This window comes from Streptomyces sp. NPDC017225 (assembly GCF_044331465.1).
In the GTDB taxonomy this organism is placed as follows: Bacteria; Actinomycetota; Actinomycetes; order Streptomycetales; family Streptomycetaceae; genus Streptomyces.
The window spans coordinates 1-26,923 of sequence record NZ_JBIRNE010000017.1 but is presented as its reverse complement, the minus strand read 5'-3'; the positions used below and the strand labels follow the sequence as shown (position 1 = coordinate 26,923).

Sequence of the window (26,923 nt, the reverse complement as noted above, 5' to 3'; positions counted from 1 at the left end):
TAGGTGGGCGGGGTTTCCTTTTCTGGGGGTGGTGGGCCGGGGGGGGGTGGTGGGCTGGGCCCCCCCCCCCCCCCCGCGGCGGGCGCGCGCCGCCCCCCCCCCCCCCCCCCCCCCCCCCCCGGTTCTGCTTTCCGGAAGTCCCCGGCAGTGATTGCCGACGGATGTGCGGAGACCTCTCTCGAATTAATTCCGGGCGGATCTGGATCAGGATTCAAGCGTTCCGAGTCCGTATTTCCGGTGGGTGAATCATCCCTTCGGGTCATCCCTTCCACGGTCGCTCGTACTCGGCTTGAGGTTTCATCCTCCCTACCAGTCCTGAGGATGGCACGCCGTGACCCCTCGTCTAGTCTCTCCCCTCGTAGATACGGGAAAGCGGCGTCATCACGACGGTGAGAATGCCATCGCGGGACGCACATGCGTATCTCATTTCCTGACGGCCGAGCGGGCATTTCCCTGATCGGGAAGGATTCCATGAGCGACGCAATCTCCTTCGAGGAGCCGTGGGCGCGTACCCATCAGTTCGATCCGCCTGCGATATTCGATTCGCTGCGCGAGGAGAGTCCGCTCGCGAGCATGGTGTACCCCGACGGTCACGTCGGCTGGATCACCTCCAGCTACGAGTTGGCGCGCGAGGTCCTCAGCGACCCGAGGTTCAGCCACAGCACGGAGATCGGGCACTTCCCGGTGACGCACCGCGGACAGGTGATGCCCAACCACCCGCGGATTCCCGGGATGTTCATCCACATGGACCCGCCCGACCACACCCGCTACCGGCGTCTTCTCACGGGCGAGTTCACCGCGCGCCGGGCGAACCGGCTCACGGCACGGGCCGAGGCGGTGGCCGCCGAGCAGATCGACGCCATGCGGGAGCACGGCTCGCCCGCCGATCTGGTGAAGTACTTCGCCAAGCCGCTGTCCCTGCGCGTCCTGTCCGAGCTGGTCGGCCTGCCCTACAGCGAAGTCCACCGTTACGGCCACGCGCCGACGCTCCTGCACGACCCGGACTCGGACCCGCAGGAGGCCATCGCCGCGATGGGTCAGGCGGCCGCCTTCTTCGGCGAGGTCATCGAGCGCAGGCGCGAGGAACCCCAGGACGACCTCATCAGCCGCCTCGTCGCCGACGGCGGGCTCACCGCCGAAGAGTTGGGCAACATCGTCACGCTGCTCCTCTTCGCGGGCTACGAGACCACCGAGAGCGCCCTCGCCGTCGGTGTGTTCGCCCTCCTCCACCACGCCGACCAACTGGCTGCGCTCCGTGCCGACCCCTCGAAACTCGACGCCGCGATCGAGGAACTCCTCCGTTACCTCACCGTCAACCAGTACGACACGTACCGCACCGCCCTGGAGGACGTCGAACTGGGCGGTGAGACGGTCAAGAAGGGTGACAGCGTCACGGTGTCGCTGCCCGCGGCCAACCGGGACCCGGTCAAATTCAAGTGTCCCGCCGAGCTGGACATCGACCGTGAGACCTCCGGTCACATGGCGTTCGGTTTCGGCATTCACCAGTGCCTGGGCCAGAACCTGGCACGCGTCGTACTGCGCGCCGGCTTCTCCGCCCTCCTGCGCGCGTTCCCCGACCTCGGCCTCGCCATGGCCTTCGAAGAGGTGCCGTTGCGGCTCAAGGGGTCCGTCTTCGCGGTGAAGAGCCTGCCCGTCTCCTGGTGAACCCGTTTTCTCCGAAAGGACCCGCGGCACAGTGCGCACCGACCTCATCAAGCCCCTGCCCGTCGCACTCCTGGAGAACGCGGCCCGTTTCCCCGACAAGGTCGCCTTCGCGGACGACCGGCGAGCGGTCACCTACGGAGACCTCGAGGCACGGACGCGCAGACTGGCCGGACATCTGGCGCACCTTGGCGTCGAGCGCGGCGACCGGGTGGCCATCTGCCTCGGCAACACCGTGGCCACCGTGGAGAGCTACCTGGCGGTCGTGCGGGCCGGAGGCGTCGGCGTGCCGCTCAACCTCGCCTCCGCACCGGCCGAACTGGACTACCTGCTCACCGACAGCGGCGCCGCACTGGTCATCACCGACGCCGCACGGGCGTCCCGCTTCCGGGGTGGTCCGGCGAGGGGCCCGGAGACGGTGCTCCTCGTGACCGGCGAGGCAACGCTGGGCCTGCCCGAGGGACCGGGTGTCCACGCGTACGAGGAACTGGCGTGCGGTGAGCCGCCCGTGCCCGCCAGGGACGACCTCGCCCTGGACGACGTGGCCTGGATGTTCTACACCTCGGGAACGACGGGCCGCCCCAAGGGCGTGCTGTCGACGCAGCGCAACTGCCTCTGGTCCGTCGCCTCCTGCTACGTACCGATCCCAGGGCTCACGGACCGGGACCGGGTGTTGTGGCCGCTCCCGCTCTTCCACAGCCTCTCGCACATCGCGTGCGTGCTGTCCGTCACCGTCACCGGCGCCACCGCCCGGCTCGTGGACGGCAGCTCCGCCGACGACGTCATGCGGGTACTGCGCGAGGACCGCTCGACCTTCCTCGCCGGCGTCCCCACCACGTACCACCACCTCGTGACGGCGGCCCGGGACAGCGGCTTCCGCGCACCGGACCTGCGCATCGGTCTGGTCGGCGGCGCGGTCACCGGCTCCGGTCTGCGCCGTGACTTCGAGGAGACCTTCGGGGTGCCGCTGGTCGACGCCTACGGCAGCACCGAGACCTGCGGGGCCATCACCATGAATCCGCCGGACGGCGCCCGGGTGGACGGCTCCTGCGGCCTGCCCGTGCCCGGTGTCGACGTCCGCATCGTCGATCCCGCCACGGGAGCCGACGCCCCCACGGGAGCGGAGGGGGAGGTCTGGGTCAGCGGGCCGAACGTCATGGTGGGCTACCACAACGCCCCCGAGGCGACCGCCGAGGCGATGCGCGACGGCTGGTTCCGCACCGGAGACCTGGCCCGGCGCGACGAGGCCGGCTACTTCGCGATCCGCGGCCGGATCAAGGAACTCGTCATCCGGGGCGGGGAGAACATCCACCCCGAGGAGGTCGAGGCGGTCCTGCGCACCGTCGAGGGCGTCGCGGACGCGGCCGTCGCCGGCGCACCGCACGACACGCTCGGCGAAGTACCGGTCGCCTATGTGATCCCCGGGCCGTCCGGGTTCGACCCCGAGGCGCTGATCGCCCGCTGCCGCGAGCGGCTTACCGCCTACAAGGTGCCGGAACGCGTGCACGAGGTCACGAGCATTCCCCGCACGCCCTCGGGCAAGACCAAGCGCCTCCTCCTGGCCGAGCAGCCGGGCCGGCTGCGCTTCGCGGCGAGTGGACACCACGACGCACTCACGCGGGTCGAGTGGATCACCGCGACGGGTACCGCCGGCGCCCAACCGCCGAGCGGTCACTGGGCGGTGGCCGGTCCGGCGGCGGGCCCGGCGGCCGGGCTGGTGAGCGGGCTCGTGGGTGCGCTGGAGGCGGCGGGCGCCCAGGCGCGCCACTACGCGGACCTGGCGGCGGTACGCGCCGCGGTGGCCGACGGTGACCCGGCCCCGGACGTGACGGTCCTGGTACCGCCGCCCGCCGCCGTGACCGGGCAGCACGATGACGCGATGACCGCCGGGCGGGAACGGGCCCGGCAGCTGGCCCGGGACGTGGAAAGCTGGACGGCGCGAGCGGAACCGGCGGCCGGCAGGCTGGTGCTCCTCACCCGGGGCGCGGTCGCGGCCACCGGGACGGACCCGGTCCAGGACCTCGCGGAGGCAGCACTGTGGGGAGCCGCGCGCTCCCTCCAGGAGACCCGGCCGCAGTCGCTGACGGTGCTGGACGTGCTGGACGAGCACGACGGTGCGGACGGCCCGGACGGTCCGGACGGCCCGGACGGTCCGGACGGTTCCGTCCTGACGCCGGACACCTTGGCGGCGGCACTCGCGAGCGACGAGCCGCAGATCGCGGTGCGCTCGGCGGCCCTGCTCGTTCCCCGGCTGACGCCGCTTCCCGTCGCCGACCGGCCGCGGAAGGACCCCCGGCCGGAAGCCACCGGCACCATCACCGGCACCGTGGTGGTCACCGGCGCGGACACGGAACACGGCGCGGCGCTCGCACACCGCCTGGCCACGGCCCACAACACGACCTCCCTGCTCCTCGTCAGCGCTCCCGCCACACCCGACGCCACGCCCGCCGCCACGCCCGACGCCACGCCCGGCGACGCTCTGGCCTTCGCCGGTACGAGCGTCGTCCGGATCACCGCGGACACGGCGCGCCCCGAGCCGCTGCGGGCGGCTTTGGCCGATCTGGCCGATCTGGGGCAGCCGGTCACCGCGCTGGTGGATGCCGCCGGAGACCCCGAACTGACCCTGTGCGTCGACCACATGACCTCTGGGACCGACCTCTCCGCCTTCGTCGTGGCGATGCCCGGCGCCGCAGGCCTGCCGTCCAGCGCCGACACCCCGGCCGCGGCCGTCGACGGCGCCCTCTGCGAAGCCGTGGTGCGCAACCGCCGACTGCGGAACCTGCCCGGCTCGTTCCTGACCTGGAGCGGACACCTGGCCGGTGCCGACGCCGACGCCGACGCCGACGCCGACGCCGACGCCGACGCCGACGCCGACGCCGACGCCGACGCCGGTGCCGGTGCTGATCGGCTGCGGCGGGAGATGCTCACCGCCTTCGACGTCGCCCTGACGACCAACCCCCCGGCACCGCTGGCCGCCCTGCCGGGTCACGGGGCAGGGCGCGGTCAGGTGCCCGCCCTCCTGCGTGCCCTGGCCGGTACGCCCGCCCGACAGGGCGAGCCGGACGCGGCCGTCACGGTCTCCCTGCGCGACGAACTGTCCACAATGGACGACCGCGCGCAACTGGCGTTCCTCGAAGACCTGGTCCGCGTGCTGGCCGCCGAGGTGCTGCATCTGGCGGGCACCGGGTCGGTCCCCGCCGACCGCGCCTTCCGCGACCTGGGCTTCACCTCGATGGCCGTCGTCGCACTGCGCAACCGGTTGACGGAGCGGACCGGGCTGCGGCTGCCGACCACCGTCGCCTTCGACCACCCCACCCCGGCGGACGTGGCCGCCTTCCTGCGGTCCGAGATCCTCGGCGCCCTCCAGCCCGCACCGGTCACCGACCCGGCCCCGGCCGTCGCCGACCCCGACGAGCCGGTCGCCATCGTCGGCATGGCCTGCCGGCTGCCCGGCGGGGTGTCCTCGCCGGAGCAGTTGTGGAGGCTGGTGGCCGACGGTGTCGACGCGGTCTCGGACTTCCCCGAGGACCGGGGCTGGGACCTGGAGGGACTCTTCGACCCGGAGCACCCCGACCGCGCGGGTACGTCGTGCACCGACCAGGGCGGCTTCCTGGACGGGGCGGGTCTCTTCGACGCGGGGTTCTTCGGGATCTCGCCGCGTGAGGCGCTGGCGATGGACCCGCAGCAGCGGTTGCTCCTGGAGAGCTCCTGGGAGGCCTTCGAGAGCGCCGGGATCGACCCGCTCTCGCTCAAGGGCGCCGATGTCGGCGTCTTCTCCGGGTTGTTCGGCCAGGGATATGGAACCGGTGCCGTGCCGCCGGAACTGGAGGGTCTCGCGAGCACCGGTCTGGCGTCGAGTGTGGCGTCGGGCCGGGTGTCGTACGTCTTCGGCTTCGAGGGCCCCGCGGTGTCGGTGGACACCGCTTGTTCGTCGTCGCTGGTGGCGATGCACCTGGCGGCTCAGGCCCTGCGCCAGGGCGAGTGCTCCACTGCCCTCGCCGGCGGCGTGGCGGTGATGGCCACACCCGACAACTTCGTGGCGTTCTCGCGGCAGGGAGCACTGTCCGCGGACGGTCGCTGCAAGGCGTTCGCGGAGGGTGCGGACGGGACGGGCTGGGCGGAGGGCGTCGGGGTCGTGGTCCTGGAGCGTCTGTCGGTGGCGCGGGAGCGCGGGCACCGGGTGCTCGCGGTGCTGCGGGGCAGTGCGGTGAACCAGGACGGCGCGTCCAATGGTCTGACGGCTCCGAGCGGTCCTTCGCAGCAGCGGGTGATCCGGCGGGCCTTGGCCAGTGCGGGGCTGGCGGCTGCGGATGTGGATCTCGTCGAGGCCCACGGGACGGGGACGGCGCTGGGTGACCCGATCGAGGCGCAGGCGCTGCTGGCCACGTACGGCAAGGACCGTGACGCGGAGCGGCCGTTGTGGCTGGGTTCGTTGAAGTCGAATGTCGGTCATACGCAGGCGGCCGCGGGTGTGGCCGGTGTGATCAAGATGGTGCAGGCGTTGCGGCATGGTGTGATGCCGGCGACGTTGCATGTGGATGCGCCGACGTCGCGGGTGGACTGGTCGGCGGGCGGCGTGGAGTTGCTGACCGAGGCGCGGGAGTGGCCGCGTGAGGGCCGTCCGCGCCGGGCCGGTGTCTCGTCCTTCGGGGTGAGCGGGACGAACGCGCACCTGATCCTGGAGGAGGCGCCCGAGGAGGCGGTGGCGGAGCGATCGGTTGCGCCTGGTGGTGTGGTGCCGTTGGCGGTGTCGGCGCGTAGCGCTGGGTCTCTGGCCGGGCAGGCGGGGCGGCTCGCGTCCTTCGTGGAGGAAGCCGACGGGGTGTCGCTGGGTTCGGTGGCCGGTGCGTTGGTCGCTGGGCGTGCGGTGCTGGGTGAGCGTGCGGTGGTGGTGGCCGGCTCGGACGATGAGGCTGTCGCTGGTCTGCGGGCCCTCGCCCGTGGCGAGAGCACGGCCGGAGTCCTTTCCGGTTCGGGGGCGCCCGGCAAGGTCGTATGGGTCTTCCCCGGGCAGGGCTCGCAGTGGGCGGGTATGGGCCGGGAGCTGCTCGATTCCTCGCCGGTGTTCGCGGCGCGGGTGGGGGAGTGTGCGGCGGCCTTGGAGCCGTTCATCGACTGGTCGTTGGTCGATGTGCTGCGAGGGGATGCTGATCCGGGTCTGCTGGATCGGGTCGATGTCCTTCAGCCGGCGAGTTTCGCTGTGATGGTGGGGTTGGCGGCGGTGTGGGCGTCGGTGGGTGTGGAGCCCGACGCGGTGGTGGGGCATTCGCAGGGTGAGATCGCTGCCGCGTGTGTGTCGGGGGCGTTGTCGCTGGAGGATGCGGCGCGGGTGGTGGCGTTGCGCAGTCAGGCCATCGCCGGGCAGCTCGCGGGGCGTGGCGGGATGGCCTCGGTCGCGTTGAGCGAGGATGAGGCGGTTGAGCGTCTGGGGCGTTGGGCGGACCGGGTCGAGGTCGCGGCGGTGAACGGGCCGTCGTCGGTGGTGGTGGCTGGTGATGCCGGTGCGCTGGACGAGGTGCTGGAGGCTCTGGCCGCTGAGGGTGTCCGGGTGCGGCGGGTGGCGGTGGACTACGCCTCGCACACCCGGCATGTGGAGGACATCCGAGAGATCCTCGCCGGCACGCTCGCCGGCGTCGAAGCTGCACAGCCGTCGATTCCGTTCTACTCGACCGTCACCGGCGAGTGGGTGGACGCGGCGGGTGTTCTGGACGGCGGCTACTGGTACCGCAATCTCCGCAGCCAGGTCGGTTTCGGCCCGGCGGTGGGGGAGTTGGTCGGTCAGGGTCATGGTGTCTTCGTCGAGGTCAGCGCCCACCCGGTGCTGGTCCAGCCGATCACCGAGACCGTCTACGCCGCCAACGGGGACACGGACGCCGTGGTCACCGGCTCGCTGCGCCGTCAGGACGGGGGGCTGCGTCGTCTGCTGGCGTCGATGGCGGAGTTGTTCGTGCGGGGTGTCACCGTCGACTGGGCCGGGATACTCCCGGCCGGGGCGACCTCGGCCCGGCTCGACCTGCCCACGTACGCCTTCGACCACCAGCACTACTGGCTCCAGGCGACCGACGCCCCCACCGACGCTGCGTCCCTCGGGCTGGCCGGGTCCGATCACCCGCTGCTCGGAGCGGTCGTCGGCATGCCGAACTCGGGTGGGCTGGTGGCCACCTCCAGGTGGTCGCCCAAGACGCAGCCCTGGCTCGCCGACCACCTGCTGTCCGATGCCGTCGTCGTACCGAACGCCGCTCTGGTCGAACTGGCCATCCGGCTCGGTGACCTGACATCAGTCCCCTTCCTCGACGAACTGACTGTCGACATGCCCATCGTGCTGCCGCAAGGCGGCGATCGCAGCATCCAGGTCGTCGTGGGCGAGTCCGACGGGGCGCGGCGGCCGGTGGAGATCTACTCCCGTGCCGCCGACGCCCCGCTGGACGCGGAGTGGACACGGCACGCGCACGGCACGCTGGCGCCCGCCGCAGAAGGTGAGACGCACGCCGTTCCCAATCCGGGCGGTGAAGCCACCGAGGTGCAGCTGGACGGTGCCGCCGCGCATGACGCGGACCGTTACGGGCTGCACCCCGCACTCCTCGACGCAGCTGTCCGTACGGTCGTCCCGGTCGGCACGGTCCCGTCCGTGTGGTCCGGTGTCGCTCTCCTCGTGTCGGGCGCCACCGCACTGCACGTGCGTCGGGACGAGGGGGCGGATGAGGACACCCGCCTCCTGCTGAACGACCCCACGGGGCGACCCGTGATGACGGTCCGGGGCATCCGCGCGACGCCGTTCTCTCCTGAACAGGCCGGGATCGCCGGGGCATTGCTGCACGACTCGTTGTTCCGTGTCGACTGGACCCGGCTGTCGCTGCCGGCCGCGAACAGGGCTCCGGTCATGGTGTCGGTCGGGAACGGCGGTGACGTCGTCACGGCGGCCGTGGCGGACGGGCCCGTCCCCGACGTCCTGGTCTACGACGCCCGCGACGCGTCTGCGCCGGGTGACGTCCGTACGGCGGTCGGCGCCGTCCTCGCCGTACTGCAGGCCTGGTTGGCTGAGCCCGTACTGGAGGGGACCCGGCTCGCCGTGGTCACGGGGGAATGCGACGCGCTGGACGCGGCGGCGGTGTGGGGTCTGGTGCGATCGGCGCAGTCGGAGCACCCGGACCGTATCGTTCTTGTGGACCTCGGCGACGACTCCCCGTCTGTCCTCGCGTCCGCGATCCCGAGCGGTGAACCACAGTTGCGGGTGCGTGGGGGCGTCACGCAGGTGCCCCGACTCGTGCGGGTGCGCGGCACGGGGTCCGAGACCGGGCCGCTCGCCCGTCCGCTCGACCCCGAAGGCACGGTCCTGATCACCGGCGGAGCCGGGACGCTCGGTGCGCTGACCGCGCGGCACATGGTCACCGCGTACGGCGTCCGTCATCTGCTCCTGGCCGGCCGGCGCGGCAGTGCTCCGCGGCTGAGCGAGGAGCTGACCGCGCTGGGCGCGTCCGTCACCGTGGCAGCCTGTGACGCGTCGGACCGGGGTCAGGTCGAGGCGCTGCTGCGGACGATACCGGCCGAGCATCCGCTGACGGCGGTCGTGCACACCGCCGGAGTCCTGGACGACGGGGTGCTCACCGAGCAGACCCCGGACCGGTTCGACACCGTGCTGCGGCCCAAGCTCGACGCGGCGCTCCACCTGCACGAGCTGACCCGGGACATGGACCTTGCCGCGTTCGTGCTGTTCTCCTCGGCGGCGGGCGTCCTCGGCAACCCGGGGCAGGCCAACTACGCCGCGGCCAACGCCTGCCTGGACGCGCTGGCACGGCAGCGGCACCGGCTCGGCCTGCCGGCCGTCTCCATCGCCTGGGGCTACTGGTCGACGGTCAGCGCCATGACCGAGCACCTGGACGCCGCGGACCTGCGGCGCAACCGGCGCATCGGCATGGACGGCCTCACCGCCGCCGAGGGTATGGCCCTGCTGGACGCCGCCCTGGGCGCCACGGCGGAGGCGGACGGCGCGCTGCTGGCAGCGAAGTTCGACCTGGCGGTCCTGCGTGCCACGGCGGCCGACGGCCCCGTGCCGGCGCCGCTGCGCGCTCTCGCGCCGGCGCCACGCCCGGCGGCCGGAACCGCCGCCCCGCCCATCCGCGGTTCCGTGGCGGAGCGCCTCGCCGGCCTGAGCGGCACCGAGCAGAGGGAGGTGCTGGTCGACCTCGTGCGACGGCACGCCGCCGAGGTCCTCGGGCACGGCTCCGCCGACGCGATCCGTGCCGACCGGCCGTTCAAGGACGCAGGCTTCGACTCGCTGACCGCGGTGGAACTGCGCAACCGGCTCGTCGCCGCGACCGGCCTCAGCCTCTCCCCGGCGCTGATCTTCGACTACCCGAAGCCCGCGGTGCTCGCCGAGCAGCTGCGGAACAGGCTCCTCGGCGATACGGCGCCGCGTACGGCCGCCCCTGCCACCCCTGCCGCCACAGCCGCCACAGCCGTCCCGGCCGGCCCGGACACGAGTGACGAGCCGATCGCGATCGTGTCCATGGCCTGTCGCTTCCCCGCCGGCCTGCACAGCCCGGAGGACCTGTGGCGCGTCGTGGCCGACGGCGTCGACGTCGTCACCGAGTTCCCCGACGACCGTGGCTGGGACACCGAGCGGCTCTACGACCCGGACCCCGATCACGCCGGCACGACCTACGTGCGCCACGGCGCCTTCCTGGACGACGCCGCCGGATTCGACGCGGCCTTCTTCGGCATCTCGCCCAACGAGGCGCTGGCGATGGACCCGCAGCAGCGGCTGCTTCTGGAGACGTCCTGGGAGGCCTTCGAGCGGGCCGCGATCGACCCGACGACCCTCGCCGGGCAGGACATCGGCGTGTTCGTCGGCGTCAACAGCCACGACTACAGCGTGCGCATGCACCAGGCGACCGGTGTCGAGGGTTTCCGCCTCACCGGCTCCTCCGGCAGCGTCACCTCGGGCCGGGTGGCCTACCACCTGGGCACCGAGGGTCCCGCCATCACCGTCGACACGGCCTGCTCCTCCTCCTTGGTGGCCCTGCACCTGGCGGCGCAGGCACTCAACCGGGGCGAGTGCACGATGGCGCTGGCCGGCGGGGTGATGGTGATGGGTACCGTCGAGACCTTCGTCGAGTTCTCCCGGCAGCGCGGCCTGGCGCCCGACGGCCGGTGCAAGGCGTTCGCGGACGGCGCGGACGGCACCGGCTGGTCGGAGGGCGCGGGTCTGCTGCTGGTGGAGCGGCTGTCGGACGCCCGCCGCCACGGCCACCGCGTCCTGGCCGTCGTCCGGGGCTCGGCCGTGAACCAGGACGGCGCGTCGAACGGCCTGACCGCGCCCAACGGCCCCGCGCAACAGCGGGTGATCCGCAAGGCGCTGGCCCACGCAGGCCTGCGGACCACGGACGTGGACGCCGTGGAGGCGCACGGTACGGGCACGACGCTCGGCGACCCGATCGAGGCGGACGCGCTGCTGGCGACGTACGGGCAGGACCGGCCGGCCGACCGACCGCTGTGGCTCGGCTCGGTGAAGTCGAACATCGGCCACACCCAGGCCGCGGCGGGCGTCGCCGGCGTGATCAAGATGGTCATGGCGATGCGGCACGGCGTGCTGCCCCGCACCCTGCACGTGGACCGGCCGTCGACCCACGTCGACTGGTCCGCGGGCGCCGTGGAACTGCTGACCGCAGCACGCGAATGGCCCCGCGACGGCCGTCCGCGCAGGACCGGTGTGTCCTCCTTCGGTATCGGCGGCACCAACGCGCACGTCATCCTCGAAGAAGCCCCCGCCGACCCCCCGGCGGCCCTCGCGCCGGACCCCGAGTCGCAGCCGGGCGACCACCACCCCGCCCCCATATCCCCTGTGCTCCCCGTGCCCTCCGTGCCTGTGCCCGTGCCGGTGTCGGGGCGGACAGCGGCCGGACTGCGCGGTCAGGCCGACCGGCTCGCGCGCTTCCTCGACGAGCGGCCCGGCACACCGCTCGCGGAGACCGCCCACGCGCTCGCCACCACACGCGCCCAACTCGACCACCGAGCCGTCGTCCTGGCTTCCGACCCGCACCAGCTCAGCGCCGACCTCACCAGTCTCGCGCAGGGCAGAGCGACTCCCGCGGCCGTCACCGGCGCCCCCACCACGGGCAAACTGGCCGTCCTCTTCACCGGCCAGGGCAGCCAGTGGGCCGGCATGGGCCGCCAACTCGCCGAGACCTTCCCGGTCTTCAAGGACGCCTTCGACGCCGCGTGCGATGCCGTCGACGCACATCTGCGCGGACACGCGGACCGCCCGCTGCGCGAGGTCGTCCTCGGCGCTCCCGAAGCCCTCGGCAGCGAGCTGCTCGACCGGACCATGTACACCCAGGGGGCCCTGTTCGCCCTGGAGACCGCGCTGTACCGGCTCTTCGAATCCTGGGGTGTACGCCCGGACCTCCTCGCCGGACACTCCGTCGGGGAGATCACCGCCGCACACGTCTCCGGCGTCCTCCGCCTGCGGGACGCCGCCGAACTCGTCGCCGCGCGCGGCCGGCTGATGCAGGCCCTGCCCGAAGGCGGCGCGATGGTCGCCGTCAAGGCCACCGAGACGGACCTCGCGCCCCTCCTCGCCCGGGCACGGGGCGAGGTCTGCGTCGCGGCGGTGAACGGCCCCGACGCACTGGTGCTCTCCGGCGACGAGGAAGCCGTGCTCGCCGTCGCCGGCGAACTGAGCCGGCGCGGCCACAAGACACACAGGCTGACCGTCAGCCACGCCTTCCACTCCTCGCTGATGGAACCCATGCTCGACGAGTTCCGTACCGTCGCGGAGCGGCTGCCCTACCAGCCCGGTGCCGTGCGCGTCGTCTCCACCGTGACCGGTGAACTCGCCGGGGACGAGCAGCTCACCACCCCCGGCTACTGGGTCGACCAGGCCCGTGCCGCGGTGCGCTTCGGCGACGCCCTCACCACGCTCGGCGAACAGGGCGCCACTACCTTCCTCGAACTCGGCCCCGGAGGCGTCCTCGCCGCACTGGCCCTCGGCGCGCCCGGTGTCCAGGAGGAGGGCTGCGTCGCCACCCTCCGCAAGGACGGTGCCGAACCCGCCGACGTCCTGACGGCGCTCGCGCACCTGCATGTGCGCGGGGTGCCCCTGGACTGGCCTGCCGTCCTCGGACGTACGACGCCCGCCACCGCCACCGGGACCGAACTGCCCACCTACGCGTTCCAGCACGAGCGGTACTGGGTCGACACCGACGCCGCCACGACGGGCGGAGCCGAGGCTCTCGGCACCGTCGGCGCCCGACACCCGCTGCTCGGCACCGTCGTCGACATGCCCGGCGACGACGGCCCCGGCGGCGTCGTCCTCACCGGACGTCTGTCGCCGCGCACCCGGGGCCTGCACACCGCGCACCCGGCGGCGGACGACACCACCAGGGCCCCGGCCGCCGCTGTGCTGGAGATGCTCGTGAGAGCGGGCGACGAAGTGGGCTGCGGAGCCCTCGAACACGTCACCGTCGAAGCTCCGCTGTCCGTACCGGAACGCGGCCACACCGACATACGTGTCTCGGTCGACGCCCCTGGCCCGGACGGGCGCCGCCGCGTCGCCGTCCACGGCCGCACACTCGACCCCGAGCACGGACCGTGGACGTGCCACGCCCGCGCCGTCCTGGCCCCCGGAACCCCGAGACCGGACTTCGACCTGCGGACCTGGCCGCCGCCCGCGGACGATGCCGGCTCGCTGCCCGGCGCGCACCGCGTGTGGCAACGGGACGGACGCATCTTCGCGGAGCTCGCCCTTTCCGACACCTCGGCCGAGGAGGCCGCAGAGTTCACACTCCACCCGATGCTCGTCGACGCCGCGCTGCGCGTACTGGACACCCATATCGCGGGACGGCCACCCACGGCCGGAACCCGACGCGAGACCCGTGTCCTGTCCGAATGCGCCGCCGTGACGGTGTACGCGGAGGGTGCCGACACGCTGCGACTGCGGATCACTCCGGTGGAGGGCGAGCGGCATCTCCTCGAGCTGGCGGACGCGTCCGGCGAGCCCGTCGCCGTACTGGGACCGCTGATCCTGGACCCCGCCCCCGCAGCGAAGGCCCGGGAGCACGCGTCGCCGCGCGCGGACGACACCGCTGTCACCGACGCTTCCACGGCCACGGCCACGGCCACGGCCACGGGCACCAAGGCATCCGCATCCGCATCCACGGCCGGCCCGTCCCGGCGCCTGGTGGCACGCAGCGGAACGGCCGGCGAGGAGTTCGCCGGACGGCTGACCGGCCTTCCGGCCCAGGAACAGCACCGCCGGGTGACGGAACTGCTCAAGGAGAGCGTCGCCGTCGTGCTCGGCCACCGTGACCCGGACTCCTTCGACTGGGACGCCCAGCAGTCCTTCAAGGGTCTCGGCTTCGACTCGCTCGGCGGGGTCAAGCTCCGCAACCGGCTCCGTGACCTCACCGGCGTCGAGCTGCCCGCCACGCTCGTGTTCGACTACCCCACCCCTGAAGACCTGGTCGGCCACCTACGAGCCGAACTGCTCGGCGAGCAGTCGCGGACGCCCGCCCCGGCCACCGTGGTCGCGTCGGCGACGGACGAGCCCATCGCGATCGTCGCCATGAGCACACGGCTGCCGGGAGGGGTGGACAGTCCCGAAGCACTGTGGGAACTCGTGACGGAACGGCGGGACGCGATATCCGGCTTCCCCCTGGACCGTGACTGGGACCTCGACGGCCTGTATCACCCGGACCCGGACCACCCCGGTACGAGCTACACCCGCTCCGGCGGATTCCTGCACGAGGCCGCGCGGTTCGACGCCGCGCTGTTCGGGATCTCGCCGCGTGAGGCGCTGGCGATGGACCCGCAGCAGCGGCTGCTCCTGGAGACCTCCTGGGAGGCGCTGGAACGGGCGGGCATCGACCCGCTCTCCACCAGAGGCAGTGACATCGGCGTCTTCACCGGCATCGTCCACCACGACTACGTCACCCGGCTCCGCCACGTGCCCGAAGAAGTACAGGGCTATCTCATGACCGGTACGGCGTCGAGTGTGGCGTCGGGCCGGGTGTCGTACGTCTTCGGCTTCGAGGGCCCTGCGGTCACCGTGGACACCGCTTGTTCGTCGTCGCTGGTGGCGATGCACCTGGCCGCGCAGGCCCTGCGCCAGGGCGAGTGCTCGATGGCGCTGGCCGGCGGTGCGACCGTCATGGCCGGCCCGGACGCCTTCATGGAGTTCTCGCGTCAGCGGGGCCTGTCCGCGGACGGTCGCTGCAAGGCGTTCGCGGAGGGTGCGGACGGGACGGGCTGGGCGGAGGGCGTCGGGGTCGTGGTCCTGGAGCGTCTGTCGGTGGCGCGGGAGCGCGGGCACCGGGTGCTCGCGGTGCTGCGGGGCAGTGCGGTGAACCAGGACGGCGCGTCCAACGGCCTGACGGCTCCGAACGGCCCAGCTCAGCAGCGGGTGATCCGGCGAGCCTTGGCCAATGCCCGTGTCGCCGCGACGGACGTGGACGTCGTCGAGGCCCACGGGACGGGGACGGCGCTGGGTGACCCGATCGAGGCGCAGGCGCTGCTGGCCACGTACGGCAAGGACCGTGACGCGGAGCGGCCGTTGTGGCTCGGCTCCTTGAAGTCGAACATCGGCCATGCGCAGGCCGCCGCGGGTGTGGCCGGTGTGATCAAGATGGTGCAGGCGTTGCGGCATGGTGTGATGCCGGCGACGTTGCATGTGGATGCGCCGACGTCGCAGGTGGACTGGTCGGCGGGTGCGGTGGAGTTGCTGACCGAGGCGCGGGAGTGGCCGCGTGACGGCCGTCCGCGCCGGGCGGGTGTGTCCTCGTTCGGGGCCAGCGGAACCAATGCGCACCTGATTCTGGAGGAGGCGCCCGAGGAGGAGGAGGCGGCGTCTCAGGCGGTGCCTTCTGCTGGTGTGGTGCCGTTGGTGGTGTCGGCGCGTGGTGCGGGGTCTCTGGCCGGGCAGGCGGGGCGGCTCGCGTCCTTCGTCGAGGAAGCCGGTGGGGGTTCTCTGACGGGCGTCGCCGGCGCGTTGGTTGCTGGGCGTGCGGTGCTGGGTGAGCGTGCGGTGGTGGTGGCCGGTTCCGATGACGAGGCTGTCGCTGGTCTGCGGGCCCTGGCGCGGGGTGAGGGGTGCGCCAACCTGGTGTCCGGTGTCTCGGGTGCGCCGGGGAAGGTGGTGTGGGTGTTCCCGGGGCAGGGCTCGCAGTGGGCGGGTATGGGCCGGGAGCTGCTCGATTCCTCGCCGGTGTTCGCGGCGCGGGTGGGGGAGTGTGCGGCGGCCTTGGAGCCGTTCATCGACTGGTCGTTGGTCGATGTGCTGCGGGGGGATGCTGATCCGGGTCTGCTGGAGCGGGTCGATGTCCTTCAGCCGGCGAGTTTCGCTGTGATGGTGGGGTTGGCGGCGGTGTGGGCGTCGGTGGGTGTGGAGCCCGACGCGGTGGTGGGGCATTCGCAGGGTGAGATCGCTGCCGCGTGTGTGTCGGGGGCGTTGTCGCTGGAGGATGCGGCGCGGGTGGTGGCGTTGCGCAGTCAGGCCATCGCCGGGCAGCTCGCGGGGCGTGGCGGTATGGCCTCGGTCGCGTTGAGCGAGAGCGAGGCGGTTGAGCGGCTGGGGCGTTGGGCGGACCGGGTCGAGGTCGCGGCGGTGAACGGGCCGTCGTCGGTCGTGGTGGCTGGTGATGCCGGGGCGCTGGACGAGGTGCTGGAGGTTCTGGCTGCTGAGGGTGTCCGGGTGCGGCGGGTGGCGGTGGACTACGCCTCGCACACTCGGCATGTGGAGGACATCCGCGACGCTCTTGCCAAGACGCTGTCGGGTGTCGAGGCTCAGGCACCGTCGATTCCGTTCTACTCGACCGTCACCGGCGGGTGGGTGGAAGCGGCGGGTGTTCTGGACGGCGGCTACTGGTACCGCAATCTCCGCAGCCAGGTCGGTTTCGGCCCGGCTGTCGCCGGCCTTCTGGAACAGGGTCATGGTGTCTTCGTCGAGGTCAGCGCCCACCCGGTGCTGGTCCAGCCGATCACCGAGACCGTCTACGCCGCCGACGGGGACACGGACGCCGTGGTCACCGGCTCGCTGCGCCGTCAGGACGGGGGGCTGCGTCGTCTGCTGGCGTCGATGGCGGAGCTGTTCGTGCGGGGTGTCACCGTCGACTGGGCCGGGATACTCCCGGCCGGGGCGACCTCGGCCCGGCTCGACCTGCCGACGTATGCCTTCGACCGTCAGCACTACTGGCTCCAGGAGGCGGAGGGGGCCGACGAAGTCGTCGACACCGCGGAAGGCGTGGACTCCGATTTCTGGGAGGCGGTGGAGCATGCCGATCTGAACGCCCTCACCGAAATGCTGGAGACGGCGTCGGCCGAGGAACGCGACGCGCTGAGCAGTGTCGTGCCCGTCCTCGCCGAATGGCGTGGAAAGCGGCGCGAGCGGTCCAGTGCGGAGAAGTTGCGCTATCACGTCACCTGGCAGCCTCTGGAAGGCGAAGTTGCCGGTGTACCGAGTGGGCGGTGGCTGGTCGTCGTACCGGCCGAGCGCCCGGACGACACCGCCATCGACGCACTCCTGGACGAGCTGACCGGTCAAGGGCTCGGCATGGTTGTGCTGGAGGTCGATGACTCCGACCGGACGCGTGAACGCCTCGCCGAGCGGCTGAGCACCGTCTCGGCCGGACACGACGTGTCCGGAGTGCTGTCGCTGCTCGCCCTGGACGAGCGGACGGCAGGTGGCCCGCAGGACCCGCTCGCCGTCACGGCCTCGACGCTCGCGTTGCTCCAGGCCCTGGCGGACAGCCCTGTCACCCAGCCCCTGTGGTGCCTGACCAGGGGTGCGGTGAACATCGGCATACACGACACGCTCACCTCGCCGGCCCAGGCGGCCCTGTGGGGCCTCGGCCGGGCCGCCGCCCTCGAACGCCTCGACCGATGGGGCGGCCTGGTCGACCTGCCCGCCAGAACGGACGCGCGTACGGCCCAGTACCTGCTCGGTGTACTGAACGGTGCGGGCGGTGAAGACCAGTTGGCGGTCCGGCGCTCGGGTGTCTACAGTCGCCGCCTGGTGCGCAAGCCGGCGCCGGACTCGGTGGCCGGTGACGGCCGCTGGCAGCCGCGGGGCACCATCCTGGTGACCGGTGGGGCCGAAGGGCTCGGCAGACACGTCGCGGTGCGGCTCGCGCTCGCCGGAGCCGACCGGCTCGTGGTCACCACCACCGCGCAGGCACCCGAGAGGGCCGTGCCGGAGCTGAGTGCCGAACTGGCCGGGCACGGTCTGGCCACGACGGTGGAGTCCTGCGCGGACACGGACCGGGACGCCATCACCCGCTTGCTGGCCGGTACGGAACAGCCGCTCACCGCCGTCGTGCACGCCGCCGACATCACCAGGACCAGCTCCATCGACGACACCGGTGTGGCGGACCTCGCCGAGGTGTTCGCGGCCAAGGTGGACACCGCCGTGTGGCTGGACGAGCGGTTCGAGGACACGCCGCTCGACGCGTTCGTGGTGTTCTCCTCGATCGCCGGCGTGTGGGGCGGTGGCGGGCAGGGCCCGTCCGGAGCGGCCAACGCCGTACTCGACGCCCTGGTCGAGTGGCGGCGCGCCCGGGGGCTGAAGGCGACGGCGATCGCCTGCGGCGCGCTCGACGAGATCGGCGTGGGCATGGACGAGACCGCCCTCGCCCAGCTGCGGCGACGCGGCGTGCTTCCCGTGGCGCCGCAGCTCGCGGTGACCGCGATGATCCAGGCGGTGCAGGCCAACGAGAAGTTCGTGACCGTGGCCGACATGGACTGGGGTGCCTTCGTCCCGGCGTTCACGTCGGTCCGAACCAGCCCCCTGTTCGCCGATCTGCCCGAGGCGAAGGCGGTACTGCGGGCGGCGCGGCGCGACAGCGAGGACAGTGACGCCGCCGCGACCCTCGCCGACTCCCTGCGGGCCGTCACGGACACCGAGCAGAACCGGATCCTGCTCCGCCTGGTACGCGGCCACGCCTCCGTCGTCCTCGGCCACGGCGGTGCGGAGGGCATCGGCCCGCGCCAGGCGTTCCAGGAGGTCGGCTTCGACTCGCTGGCCGCCGTGAACCTGCGCAACAGCCTCGGCACGGCCACCGGACTGCGGCTGCCCGCCACGCTGATCTTCGACTACCCCACTCCGGAGGCACTGGTCGGCTATCTGCGTACCGAGCTTCTCCAGCAGGCCGACGACGGGCCGGACGAGCGCGAGGACGAACTCAGGGAAGTCCTGGCGTCCGTGCCGTTCGCACGCTTCAAGGAGGCCGGTGTACTCGACGCCCTCCTGGCCCTCGCCGACAACGGCGACAGCAGCGACGGCGACAACGACAACGACGAGAACGCGGACGCGTCGCCCGCCGGGGCGCCGCAGGCCGGCACCGAGGAACTGATCGACGCAATGGACGTTGCCGGTCTGGTGCAACGGGCTTTGGGCAAGACGAGCTGACCACCGATGGTCAAGGAATCGTGGAGGATGGTTATGTCCGCGCCGGACGAGCAGGTTGTCGAGGCACTGCGAGCCACGCTGAAGGAGAACGCCCGGCTTCAGCAGGAGAACAGCGAACTCGAGGCCGCGGCCACCGAGCCCATCGCGATCGTCTCCATGGCCTGCCGGTACGCCGGTGGGATCCGCAGTCCCGAGGACCTGTGGCGGGTGGTGTCCGAGGGCACCGACGTCTACACCTCCTTCCCCGAGGACCGGGGCTGGGACCTGGAGGGCCTCTACCACCCCGACCCCGACCATCCCGGTACGACGTATGTGCGTGAGGGTGCCTTCCTCCACGACGCGGGCCGGTTCGACGCCCCGTTCTTCGGGATCTCGCCGCGCGAGGCCCTGGCGATGGACCCGCAGCAGCGGCAGCTGCTCGAAGTGTCCTGGGAGGCCCTGGAACGGGCCGGCCTCGACCCCCACTCGGTGCGGGGCAGCGACATCGGTGTCTTCGCCGGCATGGTGCACCAGGACTACGCCCCCGATCTGAGCGGCCACGAGGACTTCCTCAGCCTGGAACGCGCTCTGGGCACCGCCGGCGGCGTCGCGTCCGGACGCGTCGCCTACACGCTCGGGCTGGAGGGACCCGCCGTCACCGTCGACACCATGTGCTCCTCCTCGCTGGTGGCGACGCATCTCGCCGCACAGGCACTGCGCCGCGGGGAGTGCTCGATGGCCCTCGTCGGCGGCTCCACGGTGATGGCCACACCGGGCGGATTCGTCGGCTTCGCACGGCAGCGGGCGCTGGCTTTCGACGGGCGCTGCAAGTCGTACGCCGCCGGCGCCGACGGCTCGGGCTGGGCCGAGGGCGTGGGCGTCCTGCTTTTGGAACGGCTGTCGGTCGCCAAGGAGCGCGGCCACCGCGTCCTCGCGGTGCTTCGCGGCAGCGCCGTCAACCAGGACGGCGCGTCCAACGGCCTGACCGCGCCGAACGGTCCCGCACAGCAGCGCGTCATCCGCAAGGCGCTGACCAGTGCCGGACTCTCCCCGGCCGACGTGGACACGGTGGAGGGCCACGGCACGGGGACCGTCCTCGGAGACCCGATCGAGGCGCAGGCACTGCTCGCCACGTACGGACAGGGCCGCGACCCGCAGAAGCCGCTGTGGCTCGGCTCGGTCAAGTCCGTCATCGGGCACACCCAGGCGGCGTCCGGTGTGGCCGGTGTCATCAAGACGGTGCAGGCGCTGCGGAACCGGGTGCTCCCGGCGACCCTGCACCTGGACGCGCCGACCCCCCAGGTGGACTGGTCCACGGGCGCGGTGAAGCTGCTGACCGAGGCGCGGGAGTGGCCGGACGACGGCCGTCCGCGCCGCGCCGGTGTGTCTTCGTTCGGGGCCAGCGGGACGAACGCCCATCTCATCCTGGAGGAAGCGCCCCGGGAGACGGAGACCGCCCACGAGGACGTGCGGGACGCCGGGCCGGCCGGCGCGGTGCCGCTGGTGGTCTCGGCGGGGAGCCAGGCTTCCCTGGCCGCCCAGGCGGAGCGGCTGGCGTCGTTCCTGGAGACCGGCGCCGACGGCGCCTCGCTCACGGACGTCGCCGGCGCGCTGGTGACCGGCCGTGCGGTGCTGGGTGAGCGTGCGGTGGTGGTGGCCGGCTCGGACGATGAGGCTGTCGCTGGTCTGCGGGCCCTCGCCCGTGGCGAGAGCACGGCCGGAGTCCTTTCCGGTTCGGGGGCGCCCGGCAAGGTCGTATGGGTCTTCCCCGGGCAGGGCTCGCAGTGGGCGGGTATGGGCCGGGAGCTGCTCGATTCCTCGCCGGTGTTCGCGGCGCGGGTGGGGGAGTGTGCGGCGGCCCTGGAGCGGTGGGTGGACTGGTCGTTGGTCGACGTGCTGCGCGGTGATGCCGATCCGGGTCTGCTGGAGCGGGTCGACGTCCTCCAGCCGGCCAGTTTCGCTGTGATGGTGGGGTTGGCGGCGGTGTGGGCGTCGGTGGGTGTGGAGCCCGACGCGGTGCTGGGGCATTCGCAGGGTGAGATCGCCGCCGCGTGCGTGTCCGGCGCGTTGTCGCTGGAGGACGCGGCACGGGTGGTGGCGCTGCGCAGTCAGGCCATCGGCGAACAGCTCGCCGGGCGCGGCGGTATGGCCTCGGTCGCGTTGAGCGAGGAAGAGGCGGTCGCGCGGCTGGAACGCTGGGCGGACCGGGTCGAGGTGGCCGCCGTCAACGGCCCGTCCTCCGTCGTGATCGCCGGTGACGCCCAGGCGCTGGACGAGGCCCTGGACACCCTCGAGGACCAGGGCGTGCGGGTACGGCGGATCGCCGTGGACTACGCCTCGCACACCCGGCACGTCGAGCGGGTCCGCGACACCCTCGCCGACGCCCTGGCCGGCATCGGCGCGCAGGCGCCGTCCGTTCCCTTCTACTCGACCGTGACGGGCGAGTGGGTGGATGAGGCGGATGTTCTGGACGGCGGCTACTGGTACCGCAATCTCCGCAGCCAGGTCGGATTCGCTCCCGCTGTCGCCGGCCTTCTGGAACAGGGTCACGGAGTCTTCGTCGAGATCAGCGCCCACCCGGTACTGGTCCAGCCGATCACCGAGACCGTCCACGCCGCCGACGGGGACGGGGACGGGGACACGGAGACCGTGGTCGCCGGTTCGCTGCGCCGCGAGGACGGGGGCCTGCGTCGGCTCCAGACCTCGATGGCCGAGCTGTTCGTACGCGGCGTCCCCGTGGACTGGACCAGGTCGCTGCCCGACGGCGCCGCGTCGGCACACGTGGACCTGCCGACGTACGCCTTCGACCACCAGCACTACTGGCTGCGGATGGGCGGATCGGCCACGGACCAGGCGTCGTTGGGGCTGGCCGGAGCCGATCACCCGCTGCTCGGCGCGGTGGTGGAACTGCCGCAGTCCGACGGTCTGGTCTTCACCTCGCGACTGTCGCTCCAGTCACACCCCTGGCTCGCCGGGCACGCGATCGGCGGGGTCGTCATCGTCCCCGGCACGGTCTACGTCGATCTGGCCGTGCGCGCCGGCGACGAGTTCGGCCACGGCGTCCTGGAAGAGCTGGTGATCGAGGCGCCGCTGGTGCTGCCCGAGCGCGGCGGTGTGCGCGTCCAGGTCGCGGTGAGCGGACCGGGCGCGAACGGCCTGCGCACCGTGGACGTGTACTCCCTGCGCGAAGACGCCGTCGGCGAGGGCGGCCCGGACGGATGGACACGGCACGCCACCGGGCTCCTGTCGGCCGCGCCCGCCGCCAGGGAGAGCGCCTTCGACTTCGCCGCCTGGCCACCGCCCGGCGCGGAGCCGGTCGACGTCGAGAACTTCTACGGCGACCTCACCGAGCGCGGCTACGCCTACGGGGCGGCCTTCCAGGGGCTGCGCGCGGTCTGGCGGCGTGGCGACGAGGTCTTCGCCGAGGCATCCCTGCCCGAGGAACAGCGCGAGGACGCGGGCAGATTCGGTATCCACCCGGCGCTCCTCGACGCCGCACTCCACACCAACGCCCTCGCCGCCCCGGACGACGGCCGCAAGGTGCTGCCGTTCGCCTGGAACGGCCTGGTGCTGCACGCCACGGGCGCCTCGGCGCTGCGGGTACGGGTCGCACCGTGCGGCCCGGACGCGCTCTCCTTCCAGGCCGCCGACGAGACCGGCGGCCTGGTGCTGACCATGGACTCGCTGGTGTCCCTGCCGGTCTCCACCGACCAGCTGGACGCCGCGGCGGCCCACGACACCCGCGACGCGCTGTTCGGAGTGGAGTGGACCGAGCTGCCCCCGGCCCAGAGCGCCACCACCGTCCCGACGTGGACGCCCCTCAGCACGGCCGAGGACGTGGCGGACCTGGCCGCCCGGAGTACCGGCGCTCCGACGACGGCGGTGCTGGAGGCCGTCGCCGGTGACGACGGTGAGGGCGCCGTACTGGCCCTGACATCCCACGTGCTCAGCGTGGTGCAGGCGTGGCTGACCACGGAAGGCCTGGAGGAGTCGCGCCTCGTGGTGGCGACCCGGGGCGCGGTGCCCGCCGGTGACGGCGTGGTGACCGACCCCGCCGGGGCGGCCGTGTGGGGTCTGGTGCGCGCCGCGCAGGCCGAGAATCCCGACCGGATCGTTCTCGTCGACGCCGATCCGGCATCCGCCGACGGGCCGGCCGCCGTCCCGGGCGTCGTCCTGGGCGCCGTGGCGGCCGGTGACGAGCCGCAGATCGCGGTGCGCGGCACCACCCTCTCCGTGCCCCGGCTGGCCCGGGTCACCGGCCAGGTCCCCGACGACCCCGAGGTCTTCCGACCGGAAGGGACGGTCCTGCTCACCGGCGGCACCGGCTCCCTGGGCACCCTGGTGGCCCGCCACCTCGTCACCCGGTACGGCGTACGGCACCTTGTACTGGCCGGCCGCCGCGGCCCGGACACCGAGGGCATGCCGGAGCTGGTCGCCGAACTGACCGAACAGGGCGCGGCGGTCTCCGTGGTGGCCAGTGACGTATCCCGGCGAGGCGACGTCGAGGCCCTGCTGGCATCCGTGCCGGACGAACACCCCCTGAGCGGCGTGGTGCACCTCGCCGGCGTGCTGGACGACGGAGTGATCGGGGCACTCACCCCCGAGCGCCTCGCGGCGGTGTTCGCCCCCAAGGTCGACGCCGTACGTCACCTCGACGAACTGACCCGGGACCTGAACCTCGACGCGTTCGTCGTGTTCTCGTCCGCCGCCGCCCTCATGGGGTCGGCGGGCCAGGGCAACTACGCGGCCGCGAACGCCTTCCTCGACGGTCTGATGGCAGGGCGTCGCGAGGCGGGGCTGCCCGGCCTGTCCCTGGCCTGGGGCCTGTGGGAGCAGAGCACCGGACTGACCGCCCACCTCGGCACCGTCGACCAGGCCCGGATGAACCGTGGCGGAGTCCTCGCCCTGACGCCGGCCGAGGGGCTGCACATCTTCGACCTCGGCCTGCACATGGGCCAGGCACTCCTCGTACCGATCAAACTGGACCTGCGGACACTGCGCGGCCAGGCCGCGGAGGGCGGGGGAGTACCGCACCTGCTGCGCGGCCTGGTCCGCGCGGGCCGGCGCACCGCCCGGGCCGCCGCGGGCGACAGCAGCGCGCTGGTCCGGCGGCTCGCCGGCCTGCCCCGGGACGAGCAGGAGAGCGTCCTGCTCTCCGTCGTGCAGAGCGAGGCGGGCGCCGTACTCGGCTTCACCAGCCAGGAACTGACCCAGGGCACACGCGGATTCAGCGACATCGGTTTCGACTCCCTGACCGCCGTGGAACTGCGCAACCGGCTCAGCGCGGCCACTGGCGTGAAACTCCCCGCCACCCTGATCTTCGACTATCCGACGCCGACCGCCCTGGCCCGCCACCTGCGCGAGGAACTCGGCGAAACGGACCCCGCGGTGGCCGCTTCGCCCGCCGGGGCGGCGGCAGCCGCGAGCGCCGACCCGGAGGAGCCCATAGCGATCGTGGGCATGGCGTGCCGGCTGCCCGGCGGCGTCACGAGCCCCGATGAACTGTGGCGCATGGTGCGGGAGGGCCGCGAGGGCATGTCCGACTTCCCCGAGGACCGGGGCTGGGACCTGGAGAGCCTCTTCGACGCCGACCCCGACCACGCCGGCACGTCCTACTCCACCCAGGGCGGTTTCCTGGAAGGCGCGGGCCTCTTCGACGCGGGCTTCTTCGGGATCTCGCCCCGTGAGGCCCTCGCCATGGACCCGCAGCAGCGGCTGCTCCTCGAAGCCTCCTGGGAGGCCCTGGAGCGGGTGGGTATCGACCCGAGCACCGCGCGGGGAGACAACATCGGCGTCTTCTCCGGTGTCTCCATCCACGACTACCTCGAGTCCCTGAGCAACATGCCCGCCGAACTCGAAGGCTTCGTCACGACCGCCACCGCGGGAAGTGTGGCGTCGGGCCGGGTCTCGTACGTCTTCGGCTTCGAGGGCCCGGCGGTCACCGTGGACACCGCCTGCTCCTCGTCGCTGGTGGCGATGCACCTGGCCGCGCAGGCGCTGCGCCAGGGCGAGTGCACCATGGCCCTCGCCGGCGGAGTCGCCGTCATGGGATCACCGATCGGCGTCCTCGGCATGTCGCGCCAGCGGGGGCTGGCCGCCGACGGCCGCTGCAAGGCGTACGCCGACGACGCGGACGGCACTGTCCTGTCCGAGGGCGTCGGGCTGGTCGTCCTGGAGCGTCTGTCGGTGGCGCGGGAGCGCGGGCACCGGGTGCTCGCGGTGCTGCGGGGCAGTGCGGTGAACCAGGACGGCGCGTCGAACGGTCTGACGGCTCCGAACGGTCCGTCACAGCAGCGGGTGATCCGCAAGGCGCTGGCCAGTGCCGGTCTCTCGGCTGCGGACGTGGATGTGGTGGAGGGGCACGGCACGGGCACGGTCCTCGGCGATCCGATCGAGGCGCAGGCGCTGCTGGCCACGTACGGCAAGAGCCGTGACGCGGAGCGGCCTTTGTGGCTGGGCTCGTTGAAGTCGAATGTCGGTCATACGCAGGCGGCCGCGGGTGTGGCCGGTGTGATCAAGATGGTGCAGGCGCTGCGGAAGGGCGTGATGCCTCCCACGCTGCACGCGGGGCAGCCCACGACTCGGGTGGACTGGTCCGACGGCGCCATTGAGTTGCTGACCGAGGCGCGGGAGTGGCCGCGTGAGGGCCGTCCGCGCCGGGCCGGTGTCTCGTCGTTCGGCATCAGCGGGACGAACGCGCACCTGATCCTGGAGGAGGCGCCCGAGGAGGCGCCCGAGGAGGCGGTGGCGGAGCGATCGGTTGCGCCTGGTGGTGTGGTGCCGTTGGTGGTGTCGGCGCGTGGTGCGGGGTCTCTGGCTGGGCAGGCGGGGCGGCTCGCGTCCTTCGTGGAGGAGGCCGACGGGGTGTCGCTGGGTTCGGTGGCCGGTGCGTTGGTTGCTGGGCGTGCGGTGCTGGGTGAGCGTGCGGTGGTGGTGGCCGGTTCCGATGATGAGGCTGTCGCTGGTCTGCGGGCCCTGGCGCGGGGTGAGAACACGTCTGGTGTGGTTGTGGGGAGTGCCGGTTCGGGTGCGCCGGGGAAGGTGGTGTGGGTCTTCCCCGGGCAGGGCTCGCAGTGGGCGGGTATGGGCCGGGAGCTGCTCGATTCCTCGCCGGTGTTCGCGGCGCGGGTGGGGGAGTGTGCGGCGGCTCTGGAGCCGTTCATCGACTGGTCGTTGGTCGATGTGCTGCGGGGGGATGCTGATCCGGGTCTGCTGGAGCGGGTCGATGTCCTTCAGCCGGCGAGTTTCGCTGTGATGGTGGGGTTGGCGGCGGTGTGGGCGTCGGTGGGTGTGGAGCCCGACGCGGTGGTGGGGCATTCGCAGGGTGAGATCGCTGCGGCGTGTGTGTCGGGTGCGTTGTCGCTGGAGGATGCGGCGCGGGTGGTGGCGTTGCGCAGTCAGGCCATCGGCGAACAGCTCGCGGGGCGTGGCGGTATGGCCTCGGTCGCGTTGAGCGAGGATGAGGCGGTTGAGCGTCTGGGGCGTTGGGCGGACCGGGTCGAGGTCGCGGCGGTGAACGGGCCGTCGTCGGTGGTGGTGGCTGGTGATGCCGGGGCGCTGGACGAGGTGCTGGAGGTTCTGGCCGCTGAGGGTGTCCGGGTGCGGCGGGTGGCGGTGGACTACGCCTCGCACACCCGGCATGTGGAGGACATCCGCGACGCTCTTGCCAAGACGCTGTCGGGTGTCGAGGCTCAGGCACCGTCGATTCCGTTCTACTCGACCGTCACCGGCGGGTGGGTGGATGCGGCGGGTGTTCTGGACGGCGGCTACTGGTATCGCAATCTCCGCGGCCAGGTCGGTTTCGGCCCGGCTGTCGCCGGCCTTCTGGAACAGGGTCATGGTGTCTTCGTCGAGGTCAGCGCCCACCCGGTGCTGGTCCAGCCG

3 protein-coding genes are annotated in these 26,923 nt (G+C 72.5%); all 3 read left to right on the top strand.

The features are described from left to right. Positions 1 to 471 precede the first annotated feature (471 nt). Entirely contained in the window at positions 472 to 1,665 is a 1,194-nt protein-coding gene (locus tag ACH4NX_RS29460) for a cytochrome P450 (RefSeq protein ID WP_351399939.1), read from the top strand. Between the two features lie 31 nt (positions 1,666 to 1,696). Next, positions 1,697 to 19,060 carry a type I polyketide synthase gene (locus ACH4NX_RS29455; protein WP_398129133.1) on the top strand — a complete coding sequence of 5,788 codons (17,364 nt, stop codon included), beginning with the start codon at positions 1,697 to 1,699 and terminating at the stop codon, positions 19,058 to 19,060. Between the two features lie 66 nt (positions 19,061 to 19,126). Next, on the top strand, positions 19,127 to 26,923 hold a 7,797-nt coding region (locus ACH4NX_RS29450), incomplete at its 3' end, for a type I polyketide synthase (protein WP_398153370.1).

Bases quoted from the DNA above. Each gene is read 5' to 3' on its own strand.
- ACH4NX_RS29460 (WP_351399939.1), top strand. From the start codon at position 472: ATGAGCGACGCAATCTCCTTCGAGGAGCCGTGGGCGCGTACCCATCAG.